27 protein-coding genes and 1 pseudogene are annotated in these 24777 nt (G+C 39.0%); 11 read left to right on the top strand and 17 right to left on the bottom strand.

Annotated features, from left to right (window positions below; translation table 11 throughout):
• Positions 1–34: 34 nt before the first annotated feature.
• Together cysI and ACWATA_RS08790 are read right to left on the bottom strand one after the other, a co-directional pair.
• Positions 35–1756, bottom strand: coding sequence for an assimilatory sulfite reductase (NADPH) hemoprotein subunit (gene cysI, locus ACWATA_RS08795; protein ID WP_048018962.1), 1722 nt, complete (start codon positions 1754–1756; stop codon positions 35–37).
• 22 nt (positions 1757–1778) lie between these two features.
• The gene (locus tag ACWATA_RS08790) at positions 1779–3587 is read right to left on the bottom strand and encodes an assimilatory sulfite reductase (NADPH) flavoprotein subunit (RefSeq protein WP_473049769.1); all 1809 of its coding nucleotides are present in this window, start codon (positions 3585–3587) and stop codon (positions 1779–1781) included.
• Positions 3588–4200: 613 nt separating this feature from the next.
• On the opposite strand from ACWATA_RS08790, the gene ACWATA_RS08785 reads away from it, so the two are divergent.
• A complete protein-coding gene (locus ACWATA_RS08785) occupies positions 4201–4383 on the top strand; it encodes a YolD-like family protein (protein WP_013083869.1) in 183 nt (60 codons plus the stop codon).
• Between the two features lie 25 nt (positions 4384–4408).
• Positions 4409–4561, top strand: coding sequence for a hypothetical protein (locus tag ACWATA_RS08780; protein WP_168760996.1), 153 nt, complete (start codon positions 4409–4411; stop codon positions 4559–4561).
• 35 nt (positions 4562–4596) lie between these two features.
• Here the strand turns inward: ACWATA_RS08780 and ACWATA_RS08775 are convergent, their stop codons facing one another.
• Positions 4597–6204, bottom strand: coding sequence for an MDR family MFS transporter (locus ACWATA_RS08775; protein ID WP_047750520.1), 1608 nt, complete (start codon positions 6202–6204; stop codon positions 4597–4599).
• A 22-nt stretch (positions 6205–6226) separates the two neighbouring features.
• Complete coding sequence (locus tag ACWATA_RS08770; protein ID WP_013057798.1) at positions 6227–6679, bottom strand: MarR family winged helix-turn-helix transcriptional regulator; 453 nt, start codon at positions 6677–6679, stop codon at positions 6227–6229.
• Between the two features lie 158 nt (positions 6680–6837).
• Between ACWATA_RS08770 and ACWATA_RS08765 the strand changes: the two genes are divergently transcribed.
• Positions 6838–7587: a MerR family transcriptional regulator gene (locus tag ACWATA_RS08765; RefSeq protein WP_473049768.1), complete on the top strand. Its 750-nt coding sequence runs from the start codon at positions 6838–6840 to the stop codon at positions 7585–7587.
• A gap of 128 nt (positions 7588–7715) precedes the next feature.
• Here ACWATA_RS08765 and ACWATA_RS08760 read toward each other — a convergent pair whose 3' ends face one another.
• The 4 genes from ACWATA_RS08760 to ACWATA_RS08745 all read right to left on the bottom strand — a co-directional run bounded on the left by ACWATA_RS08760 (position 7716) and on the right by ACWATA_RS08745 (position 9256).
• Entirely contained in the window at positions 7716–8249 is a 534-nt protein-coding gene (locus ACWATA_RS08760) for a GNAT family N-acetyltransferase (RefSeq protein ID WP_047750518.1), read from the bottom strand.
• Positions 8250–8293: 44 nt separating this feature from the next.
• A complete protein-coding gene (locus ACWATA_RS08755) occupies positions 8294–8665 on the bottom strand; it encodes a hypothetical protein (protein WP_013083874.1) in 372 nt (123 codons plus the stop codon).
• Positions 8666–8707: 42 nt separating this feature from the next.
• The gene (locus tag ACWATA_RS08750) at positions 8708–8899 is read right to left on the bottom strand and encodes a hypothetical protein (protein ID WP_014459359.1); all 192 of its coding nucleotides are present in this window, start codon (positions 8897–8899) and stop codon (positions 8708–8710) included.
• A gap of 84 nt (positions 8900–8983) precedes the next feature.
• Positions 8984–9256 carry a hypothetical protein gene (locus ACWATA_RS08745; RefSeq protein ID WP_473049767.1) on the bottom strand — a complete coding sequence of 91 codons (273 nt, stop codon included), beginning with the start codon at positions 9254–9256 and terminating at the stop codon, positions 8984–8986.
• 222 nt (positions 9257–9478) lie between these two features.
• On the opposite strand from ACWATA_RS08745, the gene ACWATA_RS08740 reads away from it, so the two are divergent.
• Positions 9479–9712: a hypothetical protein gene (locus ACWATA_RS08740; RefSeq protein ID WP_028414408.1), complete on the top strand. Its 234-nt coding sequence runs from the start codon at positions 9479–9481 to the stop codon at positions 9710–9712.
• A gap of 15 nt (positions 9713–9727) precedes the next feature.
• Entirely contained in the window at positions 9728–10837 is a 1110-nt protein-coding gene (locus tag ACWATA_RS08735) for a GerAB/ArcD/ProY family transporter (protein WP_028414409.1), read from the top strand.
• Positions 10838–10986: 149 nt separating this feature from the next.
• On the opposite strand, the gene ACWATA_RS08730 is transcribed toward ACWATA_RS08735, so the two are convergent.
• Positions 10987–11703 (bottom strand): CPBP family intramembrane glutamic endopeptidase, encoded by a 717-nt coding sequence (locus ACWATA_RS08730; RefSeq protein ID WP_033580570.1) that lies wholly within the window; start codon positions 11701–11703, stop codon positions 10987–10989.
• A 219-nt stretch (positions 11704–11922) separates the two neighbouring features.
• On the opposite strand from ACWATA_RS08730, the gene ACWATA_RS08725 reads away from it, so the two are divergent.
• Together ACWATA_RS08725 and ACWATA_RS08720 are read left to right on the top strand one after the other, a co-directional pair.
• Positions 11923–13110 carry a macrolide family glycosyltransferase gene (locus tag ACWATA_RS08725; protein ID WP_473049766.1) on the top strand — a complete coding sequence of 396 codons (1188 nt, stop codon included), beginning with the start codon at positions 11923–11925 and terminating at the stop codon, positions 13108–13110.
• A gap of 326 nt (positions 13111–13436) precedes the next feature.
• On the top strand, positions 13437–13715 hold the full coding sequence (locus tag ACWATA_RS08720; protein WP_028414412.1) for an RNA polymerase sigma factor: 279 nt from the start codon (positions 13437–13439) through the stop codon (positions 13713–13715).
• A gap of 21 nt (positions 13716–13736) precedes the next feature.
• Here the strand turns inward: ACWATA_RS08720 and ACWATA_RS08715 are convergent, their stop codons facing one another.
• Positions 13737–14054, bottom strand: a complete 318-nt coding sequence (locus ACWATA_RS08715) for a hypothetical protein (protein ID WP_028414413.1) — start codon at positions 14052–14054, stop codon at positions 13737–13739.
• Between the two features lie 206 nt (positions 14055–14260).
• Between ACWATA_RS08715 and ACWATA_RS08710 the strand changes: the two genes are divergently transcribed.
• Both ACWATA_RS08710 and ACWATA_RS08705 read left to right on the top strand, forming a co-directional pair.
• The gene (locus ACWATA_RS08710; protein ID WP_080754499.1) at positions 14261–14380 is read left to right on the top strand and encodes a DUF4023 domain-containing protein; all 120 of its coding nucleotides are present in this window, start codon (positions 14261–14263) and stop codon (positions 14378–14380) included.
• A gap of 173 nt (positions 14381–14553) precedes the next feature.
• Positions 14554–15594 (top strand): annotated as a pseudogene (locus ACWATA_RS08705) (alkene reductase); the annotation flags it as partial.
• A gap of 28 nt (positions 15595–15622) precedes the next feature.
• Here ACWATA_RS08705 and ACWATA_RS08700 read toward each other — a convergent pair.
• The 4 genes from ACWATA_RS08700 to ACWATA_RS08685 form a co-directional block, all read right to left on the bottom strand.
• Positions 15623–16345, bottom strand: coding sequence for a GDSL-type esterase/lipase family protein (locus ACWATA_RS08700; protein WP_176343807.1), 723 nt, complete (start codon positions 16343–16345; stop codon positions 15623–15625).
• Positions 16346–16590: 245 nt separating this feature from the next.
• The gene (locus tag ACWATA_RS08695) at positions 16591–19629 is read right to left on the bottom strand and encodes an efflux RND transporter permease subunit (protein WP_028414416.1); all 3039 of its coding nucleotides are present in this window, start codon (positions 19627–19629) and stop codon (positions 16591–16593) included.
• 121 nt (positions 19630–19750) lie between these two features.
• Complete coding sequence (locus tag ACWATA_RS08690) at positions 19751–20200, bottom strand: DUF6188 family protein (RefSeq protein WP_034270292.1); 450 nt, start codon at positions 20198–20200, stop codon at positions 19751–19753.
• Positions 20201–20233: 33 nt separating this feature from the next.
• Positions 20234–20809 carry a TetR/AcrR family transcriptional regulator gene (locus ACWATA_RS08685; protein WP_028414418.1) on the bottom strand — a complete coding sequence of 192 codons (576 nt, stop codon included), beginning with the start codon at positions 20807–20809 and terminating at the stop codon, positions 20234–20236.
• Positions 20810–21068: 259 nt separating this feature from the next.
• Between ACWATA_RS08685 and ACWATA_RS08680 the strand changes: the two genes are divergently transcribed.
• Positions 21069–21362 (top strand): DUF3817 domain-containing protein, encoded by a 294-nt coding sequence (locus ACWATA_RS08680; RefSeq protein WP_013083888.1) that lies wholly within the window; start codon positions 21069–21071, stop codon positions 21360–21362.
• A gap of 47 nt (positions 21363–21409) precedes the next feature.
• Here ACWATA_RS08680 and ACWATA_RS08675 read toward each other — a convergent pair whose 3' ends face one another.
• Positions 21410–21784, bottom strand: coding sequence for a DUF7674 family protein (locus tag ACWATA_RS08675; RefSeq protein ID WP_028414419.1), 375 nt, complete (start codon positions 21782–21784; stop codon positions 21410–21412).
• A gap of 75 nt (positions 21785–21859) precedes the next feature.
• On the bottom strand, positions 21860–23137 hold the full coding sequence (gene hutI, locus ACWATA_RS08670; protein ID WP_176343805.1) for an imidazolonepropionase: 1278 nt from the start codon (positions 23135–23137) through the stop codon (positions 21860–21862).
• A 413-nt stretch (positions 23138–23550) separates the two neighbouring features.
• Between hutI and ACWATA_RS08665 the strand changes: the two genes are divergently transcribed.
• On the top strand, positions 23551–23814 hold the full coding sequence (locus ACWATA_RS08665) for a hypothetical protein (protein ID WP_013057818.1): 264 nt from the start codon (positions 23551–23553) through the stop codon (positions 23812–23814).
• A gap of 34 nt (positions 23815–23848) precedes the next feature.
• Here the strand turns inward: ACWATA_RS08665 and ACWATA_RS08660 are convergent, their stop codons facing one another.
• Entirely contained in the window at positions 23849–24676 is an 828-nt protein-coding gene (locus ACWATA_RS08660; RefSeq protein ID WP_473049765.1) for an LCP family protein, read from the bottom strand.
• Positions 24677–24777: the final 101 nt, after the last annotated feature.

The raw sequence follows: 24777 nt of genomic DNA, 5'->3' as shown, positions 1-24777 counted from the left end.
TTTTCTGTAAGTTAGAAAAGTCCCTTCATACGTATTATGCGTGGAAATTCGTGCCGTCTGTTACAGCTTCAATTACTCCAGCGCGGATGACAAAGTCACCAAAGTGCTCGCCTTCTTCTCTTTCTTTTGCATAGCGAGGAAGTAAGACGCGCAGTTCATTTAAAATTTCTTCTTCACTGATATTTTCACGGTACATTTTGCTTAAGCGGCTGCCGTCAAATGCTGCTCCAAGATACATATTGTATTTGCCCGGCGCTTTACCGATAAAAGCAATTTCACCTAAAGCAGGACGCGCACAGCCGTTAGGACAGCCCGTCATACGAATCGTGATTTCTTTATCGCGAAGGCCGTTTTCATCTACAATTGCTTCAATCTTCTCAACAAGAACTGGAAGATAACGCTCAGCTTCTGCCATCGCAAGCCCGCAAGTCGGAAGCGATACGCAAGCTAATGAGCTGCGGCGAAGAGCCGAATAATGCTTGCCGTCTGTTAATCCATACTGTTCAATCAAGTCACTAATTTGCTTTTTCTTTTGAGTGGATACGTTCGCGATAATTAAATTTTGATTGGCCGTTAAACGGAAATCACCGCTATGAACTTTTGCAATTTCACGAAGACCCGTCATAAGCTTATAGTCTTCAAAGTCAGCAATACGTCCACCTTGAACAAAAAGAGTAAAGTGCCATTTTCCTTTCACACCTTTTTCCCAGCCGTAGCGGTCTCCGTTATGATCAAAGTGATAAGATTTTGCTTCGTCTAAGCTCCAGCCCAGACGGTTTTCAAGCTCTTCTTTTACCGTTTCTAATCCAAGACGATCAACCGTGTATTTAAAACGCGCGTTTTTACGCACAGAGCGGTTTCCGTAATCACGTTGAATCGTAATGACTTTTTCCGCTACTTCTAGAATTTGGTCAGGTCGGCAGAAGCCAATCACTTTTGCAAGCTGAGGGTAAGTTGCTTTATCCCCGTGCGTCATACCCATACCGCCGCCGATTGCTACGTTAAATCCAACAAGTTTCTCGTCTTCTAAAATGGCAATAAAGCCAAGGTCTTGTGAATACACGTCAATATCGTTAGAAGGTGGCACAGCTACGCCAATTTTGAACTTTCTTGGCAAATAGAGCGGACCATACATTGGTTCCACTTCTTCTTCCACTTCCGGTGTGCTAATGACTTTCTCTTCATCTAGCCAAAGTTCGTGGTACGCTCTTGTACGAGGCAATAAATAATCACTTAATTTTTTTGACCATTCGAATACTTCAGCGTGCACTTCTGACTGATATGGATTCGGATTGCACATTACGTTACGGTTTACATCTCCGCAAGCTGCAATTGTGTCTAATAAAGAAGCATGAATTTCTTGAATCGTTTTCTTCATGTTCCATTTTAAAATTCCGTGCATTTGGAACGCCTGACGAGTTGTCAGCTTTAACGTTCCATTTCCGTATTTTTGTGCTAAATCATCCATCACTAGCCACTGTTCTGGTGTTGAAACACCGCCTGGCGTACGAACGCGAAGCATGAATTGGTAAGCTGGCTCTAGCTTTTGTTTTTGACGTTCATTACGAAGATCTCGATCATCTTGTAAGTAGCTTCCGTGGAACTTCATCAAACGATTATCGTCTTCAGAAATACCTGAGCTGATGCGGTCTAGCATTGTTTCTCCTAATGTACCGCGTAGATAATTACTTTCATCTTTTATGCGCTCAACGTCACTTGGAGGACCTTCGGGCGCTTTTAAAATTTTGTTTACCATGTTGAAAATCTCCTTTCAATCCTCAGTATACATCACGCTGATAACGTTTTTGTTTCTTCATTTCAGCAAGGTAAGCTTCCGCCTCTTCGCGGCTCATCTTGCCTTCTGTTTCAACAATTTCAACTAGCGTGTTGTGCACGTCGCGTGCCATATTTGTTTTATCTCCGCACACATAAAAAGATGCGCCTTCTTCTAACCACTGGAATAATTCTTTACTATGTTCAAGCATACGGTTTTGTACGTATACTTTTTCTTCAGTATCGCGTGAAAACGCCACGTCCATTTTCGATAGCACGCCGTCTTTTAACCACTTTTGCCACTCTGTTTGGTAAAGGAAGTCTGTTACAAAGTGCTGATCTCCAAAGAACATCCATGACTTACCTTTTGCTCCTGTTTCTTCACGCTCTTGCATAAATGAGCGGAACGGAGCCACACCTGTACCAGGTCCCACCATAATAATCGGCGTTTCTTGGTTTTGAGGAAGCTTAAAGTTTTTATTGCTTTGAAGGTATACAGGAATCGTATCACCTGGCTGCAAACGTTCTGAACATAGGACTGAACAAACACCTTTACGCTCGCGTCCATGCGCTTCGTAACGTACCGCTCCAATTGTTAGATGAACTTCGTCAGGATTTGCTGACAAGCTGCTTGCAATTGAATAAAGGCGCGCTGGCATTTTGCGTAAAATAGCTACAAACTCTTGTGCTGATACGTTCCATGGGCCGAAGTCACGAACTAAGTCAATTACATCACGGCCTTGTGTGTATGCTTTTAATTCCTCGCGATTTTCTACAAGCGCTTTTAATTTATCATTTCCAGTAAGCTCAGCTGCTTGCTTTAAAAGCGGCTTTGTTAACACGGTAATTTCAAAATTAGAGAGTAGCGCTTCTCTAAGAGGACGCGTTTCTCCTTCTTTATTAACCGTTACACTTTCACTCGCATCCCACTTGAATTCGTTAAGAAGAAGATCAACAAGCTCAGGATCATTTTCAGGATAAATACCTAAACTGTCTCCTGGTTCATACGTCAAACCTGAACCTTCTAGAGATAGTTCTAAGTGTCGCGTTTCTTTATTTGATCCGCGGCCGTTCAAGTTTAAGTTCTCAAGCACTTCTGCTTTAAAAGGATTTGTTCTTGAGTACGGGGAAGTTCCTGCAGGAGCTTCCGCCGGAACAGCTGCCGAAGCGCTGTGTCCTTTCGCTTCGCTTAATCCGTCAATAACACCTTTAAGCCATTTATTTGCGGGCTCTTCAAAATCTAAATCACAGTCAACGCGCGGATACAGTCTTTCACCGCCAAGTTCTGCTAAGCGCACATCAAATTCTTTCCCTGTTTGACAGAAAAATTCGTATGAGCTGTCTCCAAGCGACAAGACAGAAAAACGGAAATTCTCAAGCTTTGGCGCTCGACGGCCGTGAAGAAATTCGTGGAAAGATAGCGCGTTATCAGGCGGCTCTCCTTCTCCATGTGTACTTACAACAATTAATAAATTTTCAAGTTTCTTTAAATTATTTGGTTTGAAATCATTCATAGAAGATACAGTTACATTAAAACCTTTTGCTTCAAGCGTTTTGCCTGTATTTTCAGCAAGACCTTGAGCATTTCCTGTCTGTGATCCGTAAAGAATCGTTACGTCTTTTGAAATCGTCTGCTCCGCTTGAGCAGGCGCTGCTGAAGAAACGTCTGGCGTTCCTTCGGCAGACGTAGATTGAGATGCTGTTAAATAACCACTCAACCACATTTTTTGTGCTTCTGTTAATGTCGGCAGAAGGCGATTAAGCAAATCTGCTTGTTCTTGATTAAAAGGGCTGTTTACTACCTTAAGTTGCAACACTGTCCACCTCACAAAAATATATAATTTAAATATGTATGCTTTTACGAATCATCTTCAACAACATGTAATACCTGTGTCTAATTAATCAATGATGTTTCCCTTCATACATTATTATTCCTATAGATTATATCAAATTTAATTATATAAATCATTAGAAAATTCTTATCAAATTCGTCTACCTGCATTTTATCGGAGAAGAATAAATTAGTAAAATACATATAATTGATAACTAGTATTAAGATCATTAATAATTGAAGCTGTCGTTACGTTTTTTATAAATGCAGTTACTTCCATATCTGCTCATTCTACATCCTTCACACGAATATGAATATTTTGTAATTTTTAGAGAAGTTTTGTAGAAACGGTTTTCTTTCTCATCAGAATGTTACATAATAAATGTAACATTAATCCTTTTAAAAAACACTATACACAAAAGACAGTATATTCTGAAATTTAGGACAGTTTATAGGTGAGCTAGCAACCTTTTATCTATTCATACACGGTGAAGAATATAAAGGGAAGCTTGCAGTACATACCATTCCCTTTTGCTCATCTCAAATGAAAGGACTGGCTTTTAAATCAGGTAATCTTTTTTAAGGAGGCTTCTTGAATGTTTTTACGAGAATTAACGAAAAGTGGGACGATAACTGTTTCTTACTATAAAGATGGAACGTTGCAAACGTGCAAAGGCCGCGTGCACAACTTAAATCTCCATCAGCAAATTCTATCCGTAAAAGACGAAAATGAAGCCGTTGTTTCCCTTTTGCTTTCTGATATTAAATCCATTCATTAGTATGTAAAATTAAGGAGGAATTACTATGTGGAAAGATAATAAGCAAGCGCTTACAGATTTTGTGTCGGAAGATCGGTTTGAACTGAACTTATATTTATCGTATTTGCTTGATCAAATTTCGTATGACACGTCTAAACAATCCCCTTTTCTTCGCAAGCCTAATGAAACAACTAGTTAATATAGAAAAAAAGCGCACAAATTTGTGCGCTTTTTTTAATGTGATGGCTCTACTTCAGCAATGCCTTCTTCTGGTTTTTCTTCGGCTTTTTTATTTGAAAGCTTGATCTGTCTTAAGAACAATGTGCATACCGCTCCTAAAATAATAAAAGCTAAGCCCATGAAAAAGACGCTGTGCAATGCGCTCATTAGCGAGGTCTTCAAAATAGGCACAATGCTGTCTGAAAGCGCAGCTGGAATACTCTTTAGCGCCTCAGGACTAAACAGCATCTGCAGCACACTTTCAGGATTCGTATCAATCGCTTTTTTGAACCCGTCGGCAAAAGCGCTTGCTTGAGCAGGCAATGAGTTTAAATATGGAACGAGTTTGTCAGTAAGAAGCGTACCTGATTTGGCGTTCATTATCGCTCCTAAAATGGTAATACCGAACGTTCCTCCAATTGAACGGAAAAATTGACTTGATGATGTAACAACACCGAGCTCTTCTTTTGAAAAGCTTTCTTGAAGAGCAAGCGTTAAAATTGGCATTACAAGACCCATTCCTAAACCGATTACGGCCATATAAGAAGTAGCAACAAGCTTGCTAGTATGAAGGTCTAATGTTGTTAACAAGAAGAACCCTCCTGCCATAATGAGCATACCCGTAACGATTTGAGGCTTGATTCCAACTTTATAAACAAGCTGACCTCCAATAATACTCGTTACAATCATTGAAATCATCATTGGTGTCATAATGGTACCTGATTCTGAGGCGCTGACTCCAACGATTCCTTGCATAAAGAACGGAACAAATGTAATAGCTCCGAACATACCAATGCTCATAAAAAAGCCAATGATATTTAAAAGCGTAAACGTTCGGTTTTTAAATAAATACATCGGAAGAATCGGTTCTTTAGCTTTCGTTTCCACAATAATAAAGCTTATGATCCCAGCAACAGCAAGTGCAAACAAACTAATAATCTGCCAAGAGTTCCAGTCGTAGTCTTTTCCTCCAAAGCTCAGGGCCAGAAGCAAGCTTACTACTCCGATAACCATTGTGAACATACCAGCTACATCGAATTTAACAGGTCCTGTATGTTTTTTTCCTTGAAGTCCGAGCGCAATAAAAACGGTAGCGAGTATCCCTACCGGCAAGTTAATGTAAAACACCCATTTCCAGTTCAATGAATCAACAATCCATCCGCCAATTTGCGGACCGATGACAGAAGCAAGACCATAAATTCCTCCGAATACTCCTTGAAACTTTGCTCGTGCTTTTCCTGTAAATAAATCACCGATTACAATCATTGCCATCGGCATCATAACGCCGCCGCCAATTCCTTGTAATGCACGGAATAAAATAAGCTCTGTCATATTATTTGCCATCCCGCATAAAGCAGAAGCCACCATAAAAATAATAAGTCCTGTAACATAAATTACTCTGCGTCCTACTAAATCAGCGAGCTTTCCTGCAATCGGAACAACCGTTGTTGACGTTAATAAATAGGCTGTTGTCAGCCATGTCATCATGCTTAAACCACCAAGATCTCCTACGATTCTTGGCATAGCTGTTCCGACAATGGTTCCATCAAGTGCAGAAAAGAACATCGCAATAATTAACCCAATTAATAAAAGCGTGCGCTTTGAATTTTTTTGATTTTCCATCGTGTGTCTCTCCTCTTTTTTGTTACTGCTGCTTATCTTTATAAGAAGCAGCTGATGTTGCAAGCTTTTTCGTAATAGAAGCCATCATGGAAAGCTCTTCTTCTGTTAGATGCAAAAGGTAGCGGTCCATAATGGCTTTTCGACCATTTAGCACGTCTTCAAGTTTGCGATGCCCAAACTCCGTTAAGGTAATGTCAACAACTCTTCTGTCTTCTTTATTGTGTTCTCTTACAACAAAATTGTGCTGTTCAAGACGATCCACTAAAAGAGTCACGGCGCTCGGTTTTACATCCATTAGCTCTGCAATTTGAGAAACCTTACTGCTCCCTACTTTCTTTAAATAAGAAAGAACAAATAATTGCGTAGGAGTCATCTCATGCTCATTAAGGCTCTCCATCATTTCGGGCTGCATTTTTTCAAATAGCACTTGAAGCGATGAACGAATCTCCCCAAGATACTGATTGCTTTTTGTCACATCTATTCCTCCAGGCTTGCTTATTTATTTCATGTTATAAATAGTTAATGCTAATTAAATATAAATGCATATAAACTAAAAGTCAATTATTTCTTTTTTAGTATTGACCCTTACGCTGCGTTATATTTTATAGTAGATTTCAGAAGGGAGATGAAAGAATGAACAGAAAAGTAAAAGAAGTGGCTGACTTAGTAGGAATCAGCGTCCGCACGCTGCATCACTATGATGAAATCGGGCTATTAAAACCTGATGCTGTCAGTGAATCCGGCTACCGGCTTTATTCACCAGCCAATCTTGATATGCTTCAGCAAATATTATTTTTTAAAGAACTTGGCTTCCCTTTAAAACAAATTCACGAGATTATAACAGACCCAACATTTAATCGCACAGAAGCGTTAATACTGCAAAAAAACATGCTGATTGAAAAACGCAGTCGGCTCGATCAAATGATTGCAACCATTAATAAAACGATTCAATATGAAAAAGGAGCGATTAAAATGAACGAAAAAGAGCGGTTTAAAGGGCTGGATTTTTCGCATAACCCATACGAAGAAGAAGCCCGGAAGCGCTGGGGAAATCAGCGAGTAGATGAAGCGAATGAAAAAGTACAAAGCTTTTCACATGAAGAACAGCAGCGCATGTCAAACGAATGGGAAAGTATCTACACTCACTTAGCTTCTCTGCGTGATCTGTCACCATCCTCTACAGAAGCTCAAAAAGCCATTGAGCAATGGTATCAATTTTTAAATGAGAACTTTGGAACGTATTCGTTAGAAGCCTTTAAAGGTCTTGGAGAGATGTATGTACAAGATGAGCGGTTTACAGCCAACATCGATCGCTACGGAAAAGGATTAGCGAAATTCATGAACGAGGCGATGAGTACATTTGCTGATGCTAAAAAACAATAAATCAAAAGAGATTGAGATATAACTACATCAATTATATGAAGCCTACGTTCATCACCACAATGAAAAAATCCGAACGATTCATCGTTCGGATTTTCATTCACTTAACATACTTTTGTCTCAGCCTCTTTTTATAAGTGAAGACCCATAAGCATTGTATTATAGTAGACGCCATTTATATAGGTGTCTTTTTCTTTTAATCCTTCTGTTTGAAACCCTAGCTGTTTGTATAAAGAAATAGCTCTTTGATTATCTTCTCGCGTCACAAGTTCGATTTTTTTTGTTTGTTTATTCATACGTGCCCATTCAATCAGCTCAATCATTAGCTGTCTTCCTAGCCCTAGCCCGCTATAAGCATTCTCTACCACGATACCAAGGGTACCCATATGCTTATTACGCGGGTTTTGAGACGAGGTGATGGATGCAATACTAATGATTTCTTCTTCTTTTTCAGTCACGACTATAAGAGAGTTTTGCTCTTGTTTTACAGAAGCTAAAAACACTTCATACTCTGAAACTGGTCTAAGAAACTCCCCTTCTCCAAATGAAAGAAAATCACTTTCTCCTCCCACTCGATTGTAAAAAGCAATCATTTTCTCTGCGTCTTTTGATTCTGCTTCTCGAATGGTGACGCCTATACCATTCTTTAATGTACGTAAACTCATATATCTATCTTCCTTTTAGTTATTCTTGTTTGCCTATATGGGTTTTAGCGCTGTTTTTCTCTCCACTGACCTAACCACATGCGATTCCCTAAAGCCGTAAAATCATTTTCGTCGGCGTAGCGTTCAATGACGGAAAGCGCGTTGTCCTCAAGCATTGGTGAATAGCTCATAATTTCTAAAATATGATGTGCAGCCCATAGGTCAATTCGATAAGTAGGATTCGTCAGCAGTGTTGAAAATTCAAAGAGCATGCCTGGATAGTATAAATGAATGAGCTGCGCAATTTTTTTCATATCTTCTGCAGCTCGGTTTCCTTTTTTTACAGATTTTTTATCTCGATAATCGATTTCATAATGAATTTTTGCGCTTTTTTGATAAAGATCAACTAGCGTTTCGTACGTACGATGTTTCTGCATTTCTCATCTTCCTTTGCTTCTAGATTTCCTCGTTTGAAGATGCTATAGTTCATTTTTAGGTTTCATATATTCAAATAAATGCAGCAAAAATATGATGCTTCCGCCAATGCACATCACAAAACTTAACGTAGCAGGATACTGAATAAAGAAACCGACAACACCAAAAATCAGCATAGCAAGCGCTCCTATCATCATAAACAGATGATAAGCCGGTGTATTTTCTTCATTATTCATACATAACTCCTTTTCACTATTTTTTAAGTTATTAAAAAGATATGACACTTCTTTTGGACTATGATCTTTTATTTTGCTGCCGCTTTATTTCTTTAGCTTAGCACGAAGTAACGTGAGAAGGCCTCCTCCAAACATCACGCCACCCACAATTTGATACAGGTGTATGTAGCTTTTTACCGTTTCAACATACAGATCTGTGTCTACATTCCCTTTACTTTCTAGCCATTTTTGGCCCATTGCCTGACCCGTTGCAACGCTTTTTAACAAAACGACCAGGCCTCCGACCATGACAACGGCGGCGATCATAAGCTGTACCTTTTCTTTGTCATCTAGTATTTTTTTGAATTCGTCTGCCATCTATCTCTCTCCCATCCTTACCTTGTTATGTATCTACTTGTTTGTAATCATGCTGTTTTTTCTCTATTATAACGCTCAACTTGGTCATTATAACACGGTTTTGCACTGCCTTTAGTCTTACTTTTCATAAATGAAGCCATTTTGGGTGATACTATTTTTGAAACACAGGCGTCTTTAACATCCCTTCATTATTTTTGAAGGGTTACTAATTGAGGTTGATACATGCTTATATTTTTAGGGATTTTTTTACTTTGTGCAGCTGTTTGTTTAGTAGAAATACCTTATTTAAAAAAAGTGAACAGTCAAAGAGAAAAGCGAATTTTTTGGAGTTTGTTCACAGTAAGTATTTTAATTGTTAGTTTAAAATATGGCGGTGTGGAAATCCCTAACCCTGGAGACGGCATTGCTTTTTTATTAAAACCTTTTAGTGATTTTTTGTTCAGTCTGTTGAAGTAAAAGGAAGTGAACAACGTGCATAGTCAGATAAAATTATCCGCAGCACAGTTTCGAATACTCGTGATTTTTTATAGTTTAGGCGACACTATTTTAGTCGTACCTGGAAGCTTAACGGCTGATTCTAAACAAGAGGCATGGATTCCAGCCATTTTAGGCGTAGGTGTAGGCGTTTTTCTTGTATGGATGTATATCAAACTTTCTAGCCTTTATCCGAATAAAACCCTTGTAGAACTAAACGAAGCCATTTTAGGCAAGTGGCTAGGAAAGTTTGTCTCTCTTTTATTTGTCGCTTCTACTCTTCTTTTTTGCAGTCAAGTTTTGTTTTACGTGGGCTCATTTCTAACAACTCGCATTATTATTCAAACGCCTATGCTTGCTGTTCATATTTTGTTTATGGGAATTGTGATTGTCGGCGTTCGTCTTGGCATTGAAACGATTGCCCGCTGTGCTGAAATTCTCTTTCCTTGGTTTGTTATTCCGTTTTTAATCTTAGTTTTTTCGATCTTCCCTCAAATTCATTATGAGAATTTGCAGCCTTTGTTAGAGGTAGGCGTTAAGCCTATTATTAGATCTATTCTGGTCTTTACAAGTATTACGTCTCTCACTTTCATTGTATTGCTGACCGTTTTCCCTGCTCACGTAGGGGAACCTGATCAGCGGAACCGCGCTTTTTTTACAGGAAGCTTAATCGGCGGAGGCATTATGATTATTATTTTATTACTTGGCATTCTTGTACTTGGAAATACGTATACACGTATCGCTTTATATCCAAGCTATGAGCTTGCAAGGCGTATCGAAGTTGCCGATTTTCTGAAAAATATTGAAGTAATCATGGCCATTATGTGGTTTTTATCTCTTTATTTCAAAACGTCTCTCTACTATTATGCGACCGTTTCCGGACTCGCTCAAATTCTTGAATTAAAAAACTACCGAATTTTAACTCTTCCGCTAGGCATTATTGCCGTTACATTTTCACTTATCGTGTATCCAAGCATTCCCTATGAACAAACGTGGGACAGAGATACGTGGATTCCGTACAGTCTGTTATTTGGACTATTTTACCCTCTTGGGTTATTAATAGTTGGGAAAATTCGCGTAAAGCATTCGGCGTCTTTATCGAAATAAAAAGAAATTGAGACATAACGAAATCCATCCAATCAACAGCTAGAAGGAAGCTACATGCATGAAACTTAGATTCATCCTACCAATAAAAAAATCCGAACGATGAATTGTTCGGATTTTCCCTCAACGAAACTACTTTGTTTTACCCTCTTTTAAAAGAACACGGTTATACTCACTAATCCATTCCACAGCATATGTAAAATCATAGATGGGAAAATAGATTTTGTTCGATAATAAATAATGGCGAAAACAAGTCCCATGACGGTAGCTGTAATCGGAAAGCCAATATGTAAAAGACCGAATACAAGAGCGGAAACGAAAATGCCCACAAGCACGTGATGGCGTTTGGTTAAGAAACCACATAAAACACCTCTATAAAGCAGCTCTTCTTTAATAGGCGTGATAACTGCTACACTTATAAAAAATATCCAGCTTGAAAGCTGCGTTTGATTAAAACTGCCTTGATTTAAATCTTTTTGCTGCTGATCTGCGCTTTCTACGTTTAAAAATGAAAGCATCACGTACTGCACCGCGGCTACAATTAAAAAGCCTACCACAATATATACATACGTTTTCCCTTCTTTTAATACCGAGACGTTCCACATAGGTTTTAAAAATCTGCGCACAGGTCTATAAAGCACCGCAACCCCTAGAAAAAATGCCGCGTCTACAAGCAGAGCATATGGGCCTTCTAATAAAATTCCTGTCATATTTGAACCCATAACTTCATCGTAAATAGCTACTCCAATTCCGGCTATGATTTGCAGTCCAAAGCCCAACACGATAAATAGAAGCAATGTGAAGTAAGTAAACTCTTTTTTCTTTTTAGGCTTTAAAACCGGTTCTGAATTTGTTGATAACGTACTCAAAATAGCAACCTCCAAAAATGATTCTTTCTCTCTAGTGCTCTCAAAATTCTATCATAAACTCAGTTTAATTATGTTATTTTTTAGGAAAAAAGTTATATTTTTTCACGTTTTATACACAAAGGCAGGGCTTCAAAAAATAAATGCGCTAACCAAATTAGTTGTCAACTTCCTTATATTTGATTACGCTTGAAGAAATCTTACCGAAAGTGAAGTGAAAAAATGGCAAACATTTTAATGATCAACTTTCCCGCTGAAGGTCACGTAAACCCAACGCTTGGAATGGTAAAAGCTTTTTCAGACCGAGGTGATACAGTTCATTACATTACGGCCGAGCGTTTTAAAGAGCGCCTTGAAAACGCCGGGGCTATCGTACACATTCACCCAGACTTATTAAGCGGTGTATCCATCAAGCCTGAAACTCCTCAAGGAATCAACGCTTTTTTAAACATCCACATCCAAACGTCTTTAGATACGCTGAAGCTTGTTCATATATTATCAAAAAAAATTGAATTTGATTTTGTGTTTTACGACAAGTTTGGAGCAGGCGAATTAGTGCGTGATTATTTGCGGATCCCTGGCATTGTATCATCTGCTTCTTTTTTAATGCCGAAAGACCGCTTAGCAATGATGCCTCTTCATCCTGATTCAGACGTTCCATTTCAGCCGGATGAACAAGCTCAGTACGGGCTCAGCCTGCTTAAAAATCAGTTTGGCATAGAGCCTAAAAATCTGCTTCAATTTATGAACAATGAAGGCGAATTAACGGTCGTGTACACAAGCCGCTTTTTCCAGCCGCTTCATGAACATTTTGATGACTCGTGTTTATTTATTGGGCCAAGCTTTCCAAAGCGTCACCGCTCTCATGATTTTCCATTAGAAAAGCTGAAAGACGAAAAAGTTCTTTATATTTCAATGGGAACGGTACTTCATGACGTAGAAGGCTTTTTCAACCTTTGCATCGACGCATTTAGCGATTTTGATGGAAAAGTTGTGATTGCAGCAGGAGACCGGGCCGATTTTAAAAGAATTAAAAAAGCGCCAGAGCATTTTATTATTTTGCCCTATGTTCCTCAGCTTGACGTGTTAAAAGAAGCGGACGTTTTTATCACGCACGGAGGCATGAACAGCGTAAACGAAGCTATTCATTTTAACGTACCGTTAGTCGTTTTACCTCATGGCAAAGATCAGCCGATCGTTGCTCAAAGGCTCGTGGAACTAAACGCTGGTTATCGCTTAGCAAAAGAAACGTTAAATGCCTCTCTTTTAAGAAGTGCCGTTGACGAAGTTGTCCGCGACGATTCCTATAAAAAAGGAATTAAAGAAATCAACGTAAGTTTCCAGCAGGCATCTGGACCGGCTGCAGCAGCCGAGCAAATTATCAATCACGTAGTGAAGCAACATTCATAAAGAAAAGGTGCACTGATGTGCACCTTTTCTTTATAAAAACAGCCATGTACAAACTGTATATATGCCGATGATTAGTAAACTGACGACTGTAAGGAAAATCATTGCACATCCAGCTACAATAAGTTTATCAGCTCATTTGGATACGTAACGAGCAAAGCGTGCAGGTTGTCTCTCACTTCCCCAAGTTCTCTTCTTTGATATCTCGTTGAGTATTTTGGCTTGTTTTTTTGATACTACATAGCTCATAAGCCTCTCCTTTTTAGGTGTTTATGCTCATCTTAACAAGGGTACAATGAACTATAATTGATTTTCGAAGGGGCTCGTTTATGAACAATGATCTTTTACTCATTCAAGAGATAAAAAACCGAAAGAAAGAAGCACTTCATCAGCTTTACAATCGATATGAAACGCTTTTGTATCGTCTTGTCTATTCAGCAGTAAAAGATCCACATGCTTGCGAAAGCATCTTAACAGAGCTATTCAAAGAAATTTGGCATTCCCCTGATCTTTTGGTCAAAGAACGTACTCTTTCTCTTTCCTTGTGCAAGCAGTGTGTAAAAAATATAAAAAAGCACAGCCAGAACTCAGAGAAGATTTCGTCGTAAATCATTTTTTTGCTGTACATACTATGAATACAAATCCATATGACTGAAATAATCGAAAATATGATGTAAATCTGTAATCTTTATGCTATGAGTGCTGTAAGCAACGATTATTTCAGCCAGCATAAGAACAAATAAAATGGCCAATAGCACCTTAACAAGCGGAAATTGTCGGAACTGAGGAGAAAAAAGCAGCTTACTGACTGTATACAAAAACAGCAGGATAAAGTAAATCATCATGGCATTGGTCGCCTGAAGGGGCACATTCCAGACAAATATGTACACGCTGAATGTCAAAATTAAAATAAACGACATTTCTTTCCCGCTAAAAAAATCACTCATTGCGTAACACCTTTTCTTGTTCATGAATGAATAAGAAATTATAAACTCACGAAACATTAACGTTATTTTTACAACAGTATACACGATTTTCCTGTTAATTTCTATATACCGGTGTATATATGGAGCTGCTTTTAGCGGATTGGCGTCATGTTTTTGAATGCAATGGGTTATAGTAACAGGGAAAGCTCATAAAGGAGGTATGGATAATGGAAAACACAAATCAATTTGTTCAAAAGCTGAACGACAATCAAGAAAAGCAGCGTAAAAATAAGCAGGGTCAAGCTACTGGCCACCCGGAGAAAAAACTTCCTAACAAACAGCATTAATATTGTAAAAGCTGGCTGTCAAAACAGCCGGCTTTTTTTGTAATCATTTTTCGGAAGTCGAAATGTTTGAAGATAAAACAAATCCCCTGTTACAATAAACTGAACCCGCTGCAAAAACGTTCGCAGCTATACTTTCCTCTTAAGGAGCTGAATATAAAATGAGTAAATTTGAAAAATTATTCCAACCAACAAACATTGAAGCATTTGATTTACACACTCGTACAGCAATGGCACCGATGACACGATGCTTTGCTGATCCAGAGACAGGCATAGTCGGTCAAGACGTTGTAGACTACTACCGCCGCCGCGCAAAGGATGGTATTGGCTTAATTATTAGTGAAGGAATTGTTATCAGCGAACGCGCAAAAGGAAATCCTGGCGTTCCCGGTATCTATACACAAGAACAAATTGATTCATGGAAGCCTGTAACAGAAGCTGTTCATGAAGAAGGCGGCACGATTATCGCTCAAATTTGGCACGTTGGCCGCTTGAGTCATTCCGGGTTAATCAATGGGCATAAACCTCAGGCCCCTTCTGCTATTGCAGCACAAGGTCAAGTGCCTCGTTTCCGCAAGCCGTACGAAGAGCCTGAAGAAATGTCAAAAGAAGATATTAAAGAAGTTGTAGGACAGTACGCTCAAGCAGCTAAAAATGCCATTGAAGCAGGCTTTGACGGCGTTGAAATTCACGGTGCTCACGGCTATTTAATTGATCAATTTAATTCAGACTGGTCTAACAAACGCACGGATGAATACGGAGGCGACCTTGCACAGCGATTAACGTTTATGAAAGAAGTGATTTCTGCTGTTATTGACGCTATCGGAAAAGAACGAGTTGTGATTCGCTTCTCTCCTCATAAGCTTGATAAACCAGACTATCGCTGGGATGATACCGAAAAAGCCATTCAAACGTATACAGAAGCTTTTAAAGAAACAGGCATTGAGATTATTCACCCGTCTATGCTTGATTTTTACGAAGATGTCCAAAACGGCCAAAACCTTTATGAAATCACGCGTAAGTACTGGGATGGACCGATTATCGGCGTGGGTGATTTAACGCCTGAATCAGCTGAAAAAGCGCTTCAAGCCGGCTGGATCGACGTAGCTGCTATTGGCCGCCCGCTAATTTCAAATCCTGATTATTTACACCGCATTAAAAACGATGATGCTCTTGTCGAATACGATGCTAAAAAACATTTACCAGAGCTTATCTAAAAAAAGCGCTCCTTCCGGAGCGCTTTTTTTATTGGTTTACGTATGACTGAACTTCTTGCTTCCAAACAGCATAGCCTTGGCCTTTTAAATGAAGACCATCCACCGTGAAACTACTTTTTAACTGATTATGTGTAGATACTTTCGAATACAGGTCAATATAAGAATCACTATGTTTCTTAGCTAGACGCTCTACATAGTTGTTTAATGCGATAACATCTTTATTGTCCACTGCGTCGCCGCATTTTTTATTGTTCACGGGCAGTACACTTTGAATATAGACTTTTGTATTCGGTGATTCTTTATGAATACGTTCAAGAATTTCAGCGTAATTGGCTTTGGTTTTTTTTACAGATTTTTGCTCATTTAAATCGTTAATGCCAATCATTAAGAAAATCTTTTTTGGTTTAGCATCTGTAATGCTTTTTAAACGATGCAATACCCCTTCAGTTGTATCATCGGCTACGCCTCGATTGACAATCTGCTTATTATGAAAAAGTTCGCTCCACTCAGAGCGCTGGGTAATGCTATCACCGAGAAATACGATGGACTCTTTAGGAATACTTAATTGCTTGAACAAAGTAGTCCGTTCAATGTAATAAGGATTGTCTCTATAGCTTTGCTTAGACGAACCCTTAGATGACAGCGGATTTTTCATCGCGCTGCTGCTTGTTGCATAAAAAGCAAAAACACCTATGAAAAGGACATTTAAAATAATGGAACTGATAAATACAGCTTTCTTTGTTGAACTCACGAAAACGACACTCCTGTACTTTGTATGGTTTTTAGATAACTCTACGATGATATAGTAAAGCTTCCTGTTAACACTCTTTCCCTCCATACAAGACATTTAATCATTTTTTGTAAATAATGATTTTACATAAAAAAGAAGCGGCGCTCGAAAGCGCCGCTTCTTTTTCTATAATATAAGGGGTTAAAACGTACTTTTATTATAACATATAGTCTATGGTCATATTTTCCTCTATTAGAAAATAGTTCTTATGTCGTTTCTTTTTCCAGCTGTTTTTCTCTTTTTACTTGTCTTGCGAAGAAGAGTTCGTATACAACTGGAATAATAATTAAAGTAAGAAGAGTAGATGACGTAAGTCCTCCAATTACCGTGATGGCTAAGCCTTTTGAAATCAGCGTTCCGCTTGACGTAGTAAGCGCCAGCGGGATTAAAGCAGCAATGGTAGCAAACGCCGTCATTAAAATTGGACGCAAGCGCGTTTTCCCAGCTTCAATAAGGGCTTCACGGATCGTCATGCCTTTTTGTTCGCGATTTTGGGTAATTCGATCTACAAGCACAATCGCGTTTGTTGTAACGATTCCAATCAGCATTAAGAATCCAATCATGACACTGACAGACAGCGGTTCTTTTGCAATGACAAGACCAACTAACGAACCGATTGGCACAAAAATGAGTGACGATAAAATGATAAATGGAATACGCGCTTTTCCAAACGTAACGAGCATTGTTAAATACACAAGGCCGATTGCTGTTAAAATGGCTAGACCTAGAGATTGGAAGACTTCTACTGTCTCGTCGCTTCCGCCTCCTCCGTCCAAGCTCACATCTTTCGGCAAGTCTAGCTTTTTCACTCCATCTACAACATCTTTGGTCACAGCTTGAACATCATCGCCTTTGATGTCTGCTTCTACTCGCGCAAATACTTTACCGTCGAGCTTTTGAATAGAAGTGAACGTATCAATTGTACGAACGTCAGCGATATCTTTTACTAACACAGGCCCTCTCTCTGTAAACACTTGCAGGTCTTTAATTTCTTTTACTGAGGCAAGGTCTTTATCGTACGAAAGCTGAACCGCTCGTTTTGTATTATCCAATTTTAAGTCTCCAACCGATACCGGTTTGGTTTGATCAGAGATTGTACCAAGCAGCTGAAATCCAGATACTCCATACTCTGCGGCTTTATCAGGATCTACTTCTACTACAAGCTGCTTTTGCTTATCTGAGAAGTTATTTGTTACATATTTAAGACGTTTGTCTTTGTTTAAGTGGTTTTCCACTTGCTTAGCTGCCTTTTGCAAGTCATCTAAATTAGAAGAATATAAATCAACCGTCACGTTATTATTTGTAGGCGGCCCTCCTGTTGATGCTTCTTGCACATTAACTGTTGCTTTCGGTGATTCTTCTTTCGTGATGCTTTCCATTTTCTTTTGAACTTTATCAATAAACGTATCGACATTCACGCCTTCTTTTACATTCAAGAAATAGCCAACTTGGTTCGGACGTTTTACACCTGTTGAAAAGTCGCGTGATCCAACTTCCGTTGTCACGTCTGAAATTTCGTTTTGGTCCGCAAACATCTTTTCAATTTTTAAGGATACATCGTTTGTTTTTTCAAGGGACGTAGATGCCGGTAATTGAACGTTGGCTTGAAGCATTTTTTGTTCTTCATTTGGAATAAACGTAAAGCCAAGTGAAGGAACAAGCGCAAATGATCCAAACAGTAAAATAAAGGATAAAATCAAAATTTTGATTTTATGATTAAGCGACCATGCAATCGCTTTTGCATACCCGCGCTGCAGCTTTCCTTCTTTTTCTTCAGGCGGTACTTTTTTAAATGCAAACTTTGCGAGAATCGGCACGATTGTAATCGCTACAAGAAGAGATGCTAACAGTGAAAAAACAACTGTCAAAGCAAACGGCAAGAAGAACTCTCCTGTAATTCCTCCTACAAAGCCGATTGGCAAGAATACGACAACCGTTGTAATCGTAGACGAGGTAATTGCTTTTAAAATCTCTTTTGTTGACGACTCGACAAGCTCATTGCTCATGCCTTCTTCTGAACGGCGAACGCGTCTGAAAATGTTCTCAATCACAACAATACTGTCATCCACTACGCGCCCAACGGCTACAGCCATTCCACCTAGTGTCATAATATTAAGCGAAATATCAAGCTGGTTTAAGAAAATAGCTGATACTAACAGCGATAATGGAATCGATATAATCGCAATGATTGTCGCACGGAAGTTACGCAAGAAAATCAGCACGGCGAGTGACGCAAATAATGCCCCGAGCAATCCTTCGCGTACTAATGTTTCAACAGACTTTTCAATGCCGTCAGCTGAGTCAAAGCCAATTGCGTAGTCTAACTGATCGTCATATTTTTTCAAAATCTTCATCGTTTCGTTGGCCACTTCAACCGTATTAGCGTCTTGCTTTTTTGTGATGGCCATCGACAGCGCATCTTTGCCGTCATAGCGTGTATATTCGCCTTGTTCTGTTACGGCTTCGACTTTGGCAATATCGCCAAGTTTCACAGGCTGTGCTTCAGGGTTCATCGTGGATTTCAGCTGGATTTTCTTTAATGCATCGATCGTGGCAACTTTTTCTTCTACTCGCACTGGAATTTGGAGCTCTTTTCCGTTTAATGTTCCTGCTGGGAAGGAAACGGCTTTTTGATTAATTTGTTCTTTCATCCCATCAAGCGTTAAACCAGCTTGAGCTGCTTTTTCTTTATCGACCGTAATTTGTAAAAGGTCCTCTTTTACACCGCCAACTGAGACGGAGTTAATACCTTGAATTTTATTCAATTCAGGAATCACTTCATCGTTTAATACTTTTTCAAGATTTGCATCATCTTTTGCAAACAGTGAAATGTTGAAAATCGGGAAGGAACCAAATGAAAAACGGTTTACGTCTACATTTGATGACTCTGGCAAATCTAATTCTTTTATCGACGAGTTAATTTGCTGTTCAACTTTATCTAAATCCGTATTAAACGGGAATTCTAAATTAATAATACCGACGTTTTCATATGATACGCTTTGTACGCTTTTAACGCCTTCAATTCCTTTTACTTGGTCTTCGATTTTCGACGTGACACTTTCATTTACGTCATCAGGAGAAGCCCCAGGATACGTTGCTTCAATGGACAGCTGCGGAAATTCGATATTCGGCAGTAAATCAATTTTTAGTTTTGAAAATGAATATAGCCCCGCTAAAATAAGTAAAAATGAAACGATAAACACAGCTACCGCATTTTTTAAACTAAATCTCGTCAAAAAATTCATCTTTTTCCTCCGTTACGTAACTAAGTTATTTGAGAAGCCTTCATCCTTTAATAGCTGCAGACCCGTTTTATTTTTTTAAACAATTTTAGAGTACCCATGGGTCAGTTTTTCGTAAAAAAACTCACCTCCTTTCATGTGCTGATGAACTGTCTATACAAACTGAAATTTGATGGTCGCACGCTCCCCCTGGAAGCGAGATAAAGGAAAAGCCGTCTTGACCATATAAATCCCAGCCTTCAAAAAACGAGCTGTCATGAAACATATCTAGCGCATACCCATTAGAAAACGCAATTCGAAGTATACCGATATCTTCATACCACTGTATAGAGAGAATGCGCTGGCCAAGCAGCAGCGCTTCGACTTGCTGACGCTGCTCGGCGGAATGTAGCGATTTCCAGTCTGCTTGACCAAGCAAGATGCTGCGTTTGTTTTTTAGTCTCCATGGACATTCTGCCACAAGTCCGCCTTTACTAAATCCAAGAGAAAACGGCAGGGTGTTGTCTGTGTTTACCTTGGTAACGGTTTGTTCTTGAAAATATGAAAAATTAATTACTGTGCTGCTGTTACTCATCATATCCCTCCATTATCAACCAGTACCGACGAGTCATTTTTGGGTCTCAAAATAGCAGCCTTCAATGTATAAGTTCACAATGAACTCCGCATAGTTCATGATATCTTCTTCTGTTATATCATCATCGGAAACGATATCCATCCTATACCCATTTAACATGCTGCAAAACGCTTTTGAGTGTAAAAAAGCGTTTTTTATTTTTTGCTCTTCAATCAATTTAGCAACAAGCCCGTGATAATCCTCAAAAAATTGATGAAGACGACCCATCATTTCTGGCATTTGGTGAGGGGCTTGCCAAAAAGAGTCCGGATATTTTTTAGTTTCGTAAAAAAAGAGCAGGTGATGTTTCGCAACTGAATAGAGCTTTTCGTGAAACGTTTGGCATTTATCTGTTCTTCGCTTTGCATGATACAAAAACTCATCAAACGAACGATTATTAACAGCGATATAAAGCGACTCTTTAGACGAAAAGTACAAGTAAAGCGTTCCTTTAGATACACCCGCTAGTTTAGCAATATCAATCATTTTTGCTTCATAGTAACCTTTGGATCCGAACACTTCAAAAGCAGCATCTAAAATTTTCTCCCGCTGCTGTTTTCGGTTTGTCATGATAAAAATCCTCTCATACGTTTTCGATACTATACATATAAAATAATTAAAATAACTTGTCAACACGTAGTGTGCTCTTTTATACATTGCATCACAAGAGTATGTCAGTTTTTCAAACAAAATACTTCTATAGCACAAATTAAAGCGTTTTCGACTTTTTTGTGACAGATACAAATGATGCTTGTATATGAAGAGCTTGCTATGGTACATTTTTGTCATCGATACAGAAATTTATTCCGTCGTTACGGGAGGAGAAAACATGGTTCTTACATCACCAATCGGTCGCCTGCGCTTAGTAGGAATTTTAGAAGGAATTTCATTTTTACTGCTGCTGGGCATTGCTATGCCGCTAAAATATGCAGCAGGCATACCCGAAGCTGTATCAGTTGTAGGCGCAGCACACGGTGCACTTTTTGTGCTGTATGCTCTTGCAGTCGTTCATGTAAAATTCGCGCATAAATGGTCAATCGGCCGCTCTTTATTTGCATTTCTTATGTCGGTTATTCCGTTTGGTCCTTTTATTTTAGAGCGCCAGCTGAAAAAAGAACAGTAAAAGAAAAGAACGTCACGGACATCATGTTTCCATGACGTTCTTTTTCCTTACTGTTCCGCACTATTTTCGCTAAAGTGGTCAATCGTTTTCCACCACTTCAGTGAGTGAGGTTTTAATAGCATTCCAATTTCTTCTGGACTAATTTGCTGATCTATAATCATTTCATGCATTGCTTGAAAGAGTCCCGTTGTAACAGCTTCTTTCACATCAGATTCACCTTCTATATACAGCTGTTCAATCGCTTCAAACACATCCGGTTCACGTTCGAGCTGGCCGTTATATTCAAGAGAGATCAAATGACCCGCTACTCGGCTTAATTCATGCTGCAGCTCTTCTTTATCGTTGAAGTTGATTTCTTCGCTTGGCTCAAAAGATGGGCAAGCTTCTTTTAGTAATGGAATAACATTTTGTTTTGTAATCATATCTAAATTCCCTGCCTTTGCATGTGTGACAAATTCTCTATTCTTTACCCTTTTCTCTTTTTCTATAAACTTGTTTTACAAAACTTTACCGTTTTCTACAACTACTTCTCCTTTTTTCACTACGCTATCAATATGATTCAAGCCATACTGATATTGAAGGGTTCGATAACTAGAGACATTAAAAATCGCTAAGTCAGCTTGTTTTCCGGCTTCAATACTCCCAATCTTATCTCCTTGATTAATAGCATGAGCTGCGTTAATAGTTGTGGCTACAAGCACTTCTTCAGGACTCATGTTCATATTCATACATGCCAGATTCATCACAAATTGCTGTGAAGTCGTTGGAGATGAACCTGGATTGCAGTCTGTAGAAAGAGTAACCGGAACGCCTAAATCGATCATTTTTCTAGCATCTGGCCATTTCATTCCAACAAATAAGGAATTCCCCGGTAAAAGTGTGGCTACGATCCGTTTTTCAGCCAGTTTCTTTAACCCTTCATCAGAAGCATACAAAAGATAATCTGCTGATATCGCTCCTACCTCTGCTGCGAGCTCTGCTCCTCTGCAGTATTCAAAGGGGTCGGCATGTATTTTAGGAAGCATGCCATGGCTTTTCCCGGCTTCGAGTATTTCTTGACATTGTTGGAATGAAAAAGCATTTGGAAGACATACAGCATCATTAAATGCTGCGAGCTTATAAGAAGAAATTTGAGGAATCATTTCGTGAATAAGTAAATTGACGTATTTCTGCGTATCTCTTTTATATGCTAAAGGTACGACGTGTGCTCCTAAGAAGGTGCTTATGACATCAACTGCGTGTGTATCATTCAGCATTTTAGCGATTTGCAGCTGCTTTAGTTCTGTTTCTAGTTCTAAGCCGTACCCGCTTTTGACTTCTACAGTCGTGACTCCGTGAGCTAGAAAAGACGTAAGACGCTCATAGCTCTGCTGATAAATTCGATACGCATACTCTTCCTGTGTTTGAACGACAGTGGAGTGAATACCTCCACCTTCTTCTAATAAATCCAAGTAAGAAGTTGGTCTTTCAAACCGCCTATAAAATTCTTCTTCACGAGAGCCAGCGTACACAGCGTGTGTATGAGGATCAATCAGACCCGGAGTTACAATTTTGTGAGAAGCATCAATAATCGTTGCATCATTTCTTTCCTTTTCATATTTTTGTTCTAGCTCTTTTGTTGTACCTACGGTCACAATTTGATCTCCTTCTATCCAGACTGAGCCATTTTCAATCACCGTCAAGTTTCTCATTTCTTTTCCAGCTAAAGGACCTTTATTTTCTTTGGCCGTTACAACTTGCGAAGCATTTTTAATCCATAGCGCTTTTTTGGACATCGTTGAATTTCCCCCTTTTCTAGCGTGTACCACGTTTTGGGGCTCCATGTTTACCGTAAACTCATTTAGATTCACCTACACATTTCGCACCTCTGCCTTCTTTCTTGTAGGTAGAAATTCGAAAAAGCATGTCCAGGGTCTGAAAAGCGTGTTTTTAAGTCTTTAAAGCTAGATAACTTATATTTTTTTCAATTATATACGCTTTTAGACCCTTTTTTTCTCCGTTTTCTTACTTATTGACTCTTGTTTTATACAGATATATCCTTATATACTAAATCTTTTATCACATGTATTTTATAAACATCACGGCGAGGTCCCCTCAATAGGATAAATAATAGATTTCTAGGAAGAGAACGTTTATAATATTCTTTGAAGTTTTACTTTTAGAAAGATTCACTAATGGAGGAAGAAATATGATTGTCAACTATAAAAACCAAGCAACCGGCCATCGCATGAATAACGGCTGGAATCTTTTCTATGCGTCAAACTTAACGATGTGGCGCAAAGATGAAAAGTATTTGCTTTTAGATGAAAACCAAGATGTAGTGATGATCTTTGGCTTTAAAAAAGACGAAATCATTCTAGATAAATTGCAAACGTGGGGCTATACATTTGGTGTCCATCCAGAGAAAAAACAAATTTCTTGCTTGCAGCGTCAAGAAGAAATTGGTGAATAAAAAGAGGGCTGAAAAAATTCAGCCCTCTTTTTTATTAATGGGTTTGTTGAAACATAGCGCTCAGCTGCTTTTTTTCAGATGGTTTTACAACATAATACCATGTACCATCTACCATTTGTCCTTCTCCTTTTACCGTTACCGTTTCGAAATCAGGCCGTCCATTCTTAATGACGTTATACATCGTAAATGCATCGCTGACATCAATATTCGTTTGGATATGCTTTTTTGCGAGCGTGAGAAGACTTGGGATATTTTTCACCGTTGACATGTTCATTCCTTTATCTAATAGAGCTTCCACCACTTGACGCTGGCGATTGTTTCTTCCTAAATCACCTTTTGGGTCTTCATGTCTCATCCGTACATAGGCAAGAGCTTTTTCACCGTTCAACGCATTTTCTCCTTCAGGAAAGATAAATGAATCAAAGACAAAAGGAAACGGGTTATTCACGTTCACGCCGCCAAGTTCATCGACTACATCTTTGAACCCCTCCATATTTACTTTCACATAGTAGTCAACGTCAATATTTAAAAAATTCTCAACCGTGCGCACGGTTAAAGGAATGCCTCCGTATCGATAAGCATGGTTAATTTTCTCATCCATCCCTTTTCCATCAATGTGCACGCGCGTATCTCTAGGGATCGGCATAACCTTTGCTTTATTATGGCTTTTATCTAAATTGACCACCATTAATACATCTGAGCGGCCCGTATCGCCTGGCCTTTCATCTACGCCCATAACGAGTACATTAAACGAATGAGGCTGCTCTTTAGCAGATGTTTGATGCTGATAGACAATTCCCAACCCAGCGGTTCCTAAAAGCAACATACATGCCGCTAAGATGCCTACTTTGTATTTTTTCATTCATACGGCCTCCTTTACACATCACTTACTCTCTATATGCCTTAATGAATGAAAATTTATACCTTCTTGAGGAAATTTAAGCACACGTCAAAAAAGCCCGC

The sequence above is a fragment of the Priestia sp. USM5 genome, from assembly GCF_058323215.1.
The sequence above is the reverse complement of the archived record's forward strand: the minus strand, read 5'-3'. Positions and strand labels throughout refer to the sequence as shown.

Coding starts and splice junctions, on each gene's coding strand:
- cysI (WP_048018962.1), bottom strand. CDS start 1,756: ATGGTAAACAAAATTTTAAAAGCGCCCGAAGGTCCTCCAAGTGACGTT.
- ACWATA_RS08785 (WP_013083869.1), top strand. CDS start 4,201: ATGTTTTTACGAGAATTAACGAAAAGTGGGACGATAACTGTTTCTTAC.
- ACWATA_RS08780 (WP_168760996.1), top strand. CDS start 4,409: ATGTGGAAAGATAATAAGCAAGCGCTTACAGATTTTGTGTCGGAAGAT.
- ACWATA_RS08775 (WP_047750520.1), bottom strand. CDS start 6,204: ATGGAAAATCAAAAAAATTCAAAGCGCACGCTTTTATTAATTGGGTTA.
- ACWATA_RS08765 (WP_473049768.1), top strand. CDS start 6,838: ATGAACAGAAAAGTAAAAGAAGTGGCTGACTTAGTAGGAATCAGCGTC.
- ACWATA_RS08760 (WP_047750518.1), bottom strand. CDS start 8,249: ATGAGTTTACGTACATTAAAGAATGGTATAGGCGTCACCATTCGAGAA.
- ACWATA_RS08755 (WP_013083874.1), bottom strand. CDS start 8,665: ATGCAGAAACATCGTACGTACGAAACGCTAGTTGATCTTTATCAAAAA.
- ACWATA_RS08750 (WP_014459359.1), bottom strand. CDS start 8,899: ATGAATAATGAAGAAAATACACCGGCTTATCATCTGTTTATGATGATA.
- ACWATA_RS08745 (WP_473049767.1), bottom strand. CDS start 9,256: ATGGCAGACGAATTCAAAAAAATACTAGATGACAAAGAAAAGGTACAG.
- ACWATA_RS08740 (WP_028414408.1), top strand. CDS start 9,479: ATGCTTATATTTTTAGGGATTTTTTTACTTTGTGCAGCTGTTTGTTTA.
- ACWATA_RS08725 (WP_473049766.1), top strand. CDS start 11,923: ATGGCAAACATTTTAATGATCAACTTTCCCGCTGAAGGTCACGTAAAC.
- ACWATA_RS08720 (WP_028414412.1), top strand. CDS start 13,437: ATGAACAATGATCTTTTACTCATTCAAGAGATAAAAAACCGAAAGAAA.
- ACWATA_RS08715 (WP_028414413.1), bottom strand. CDS start 14,054: ATGAGTGATTTTTTTAGCGGGAAAGAAATGTCGTTTATTTTAATTTTG.
- ACWATA_RS08710 (WP_080754499.1), top strand. CDS start 14,261: ATGGAAAACACAAATCAATTTGTTCAAAAGCTGAACGACAATCAAGAA.
- ACWATA_RS08695 (WP_028414416.1), bottom strand. CDS start 19,629: ATGAATTTTTTGACGAGATTTAGTTTAAAAAATGCGGTAGCTGTGTTT.
- ACWATA_RS08690 (WP_034270292.1), bottom strand. CDS start 20,200: ATGAGTAACAGCAGCACAGTAATTAATTTTTCATATTTTCAAGAACAA.
- ACWATA_RS08685 (WP_028414418.1), bottom strand. CDS start 20,809: ATGACAAACCGAAAACAGCAGCGGGAGAAAATTTTAGATGCTGCTTTT.
- ACWATA_RS08680 (WP_013083888.1), top strand. CDS start 21,069: ATGGTTCTTACATCACCAATCGGTCGCCTGCGCTTAGTAGGAATTTTA.
- ACWATA_RS08675 (WP_028414419.1), bottom strand. CDS start 21,784: ATGATTACAAAACAAAATGTTATTCCATTACTAAAAGAAGCTTGCCCA.
- hutI (WP_176343805.1), bottom strand. CDS start 23,137: ATGTCCAAAAAAGCGCTATGGATTAAAAATGCTTCGCAAGTTGTAACG.
- ACWATA_RS08665 (WP_013057818.1), top strand. CDS start 23,551: ATGATTGTCAACTATAAAAACCAAGCAACCGGCCATCGCATGAATAAC.
- ACWATA_RS08660 (WP_473049765.1), bottom strand. CDS start 24,676: ATGAAAAAATACAAAGTAGGCATCTTAGCGGCATGTATGTTGCTTTTA.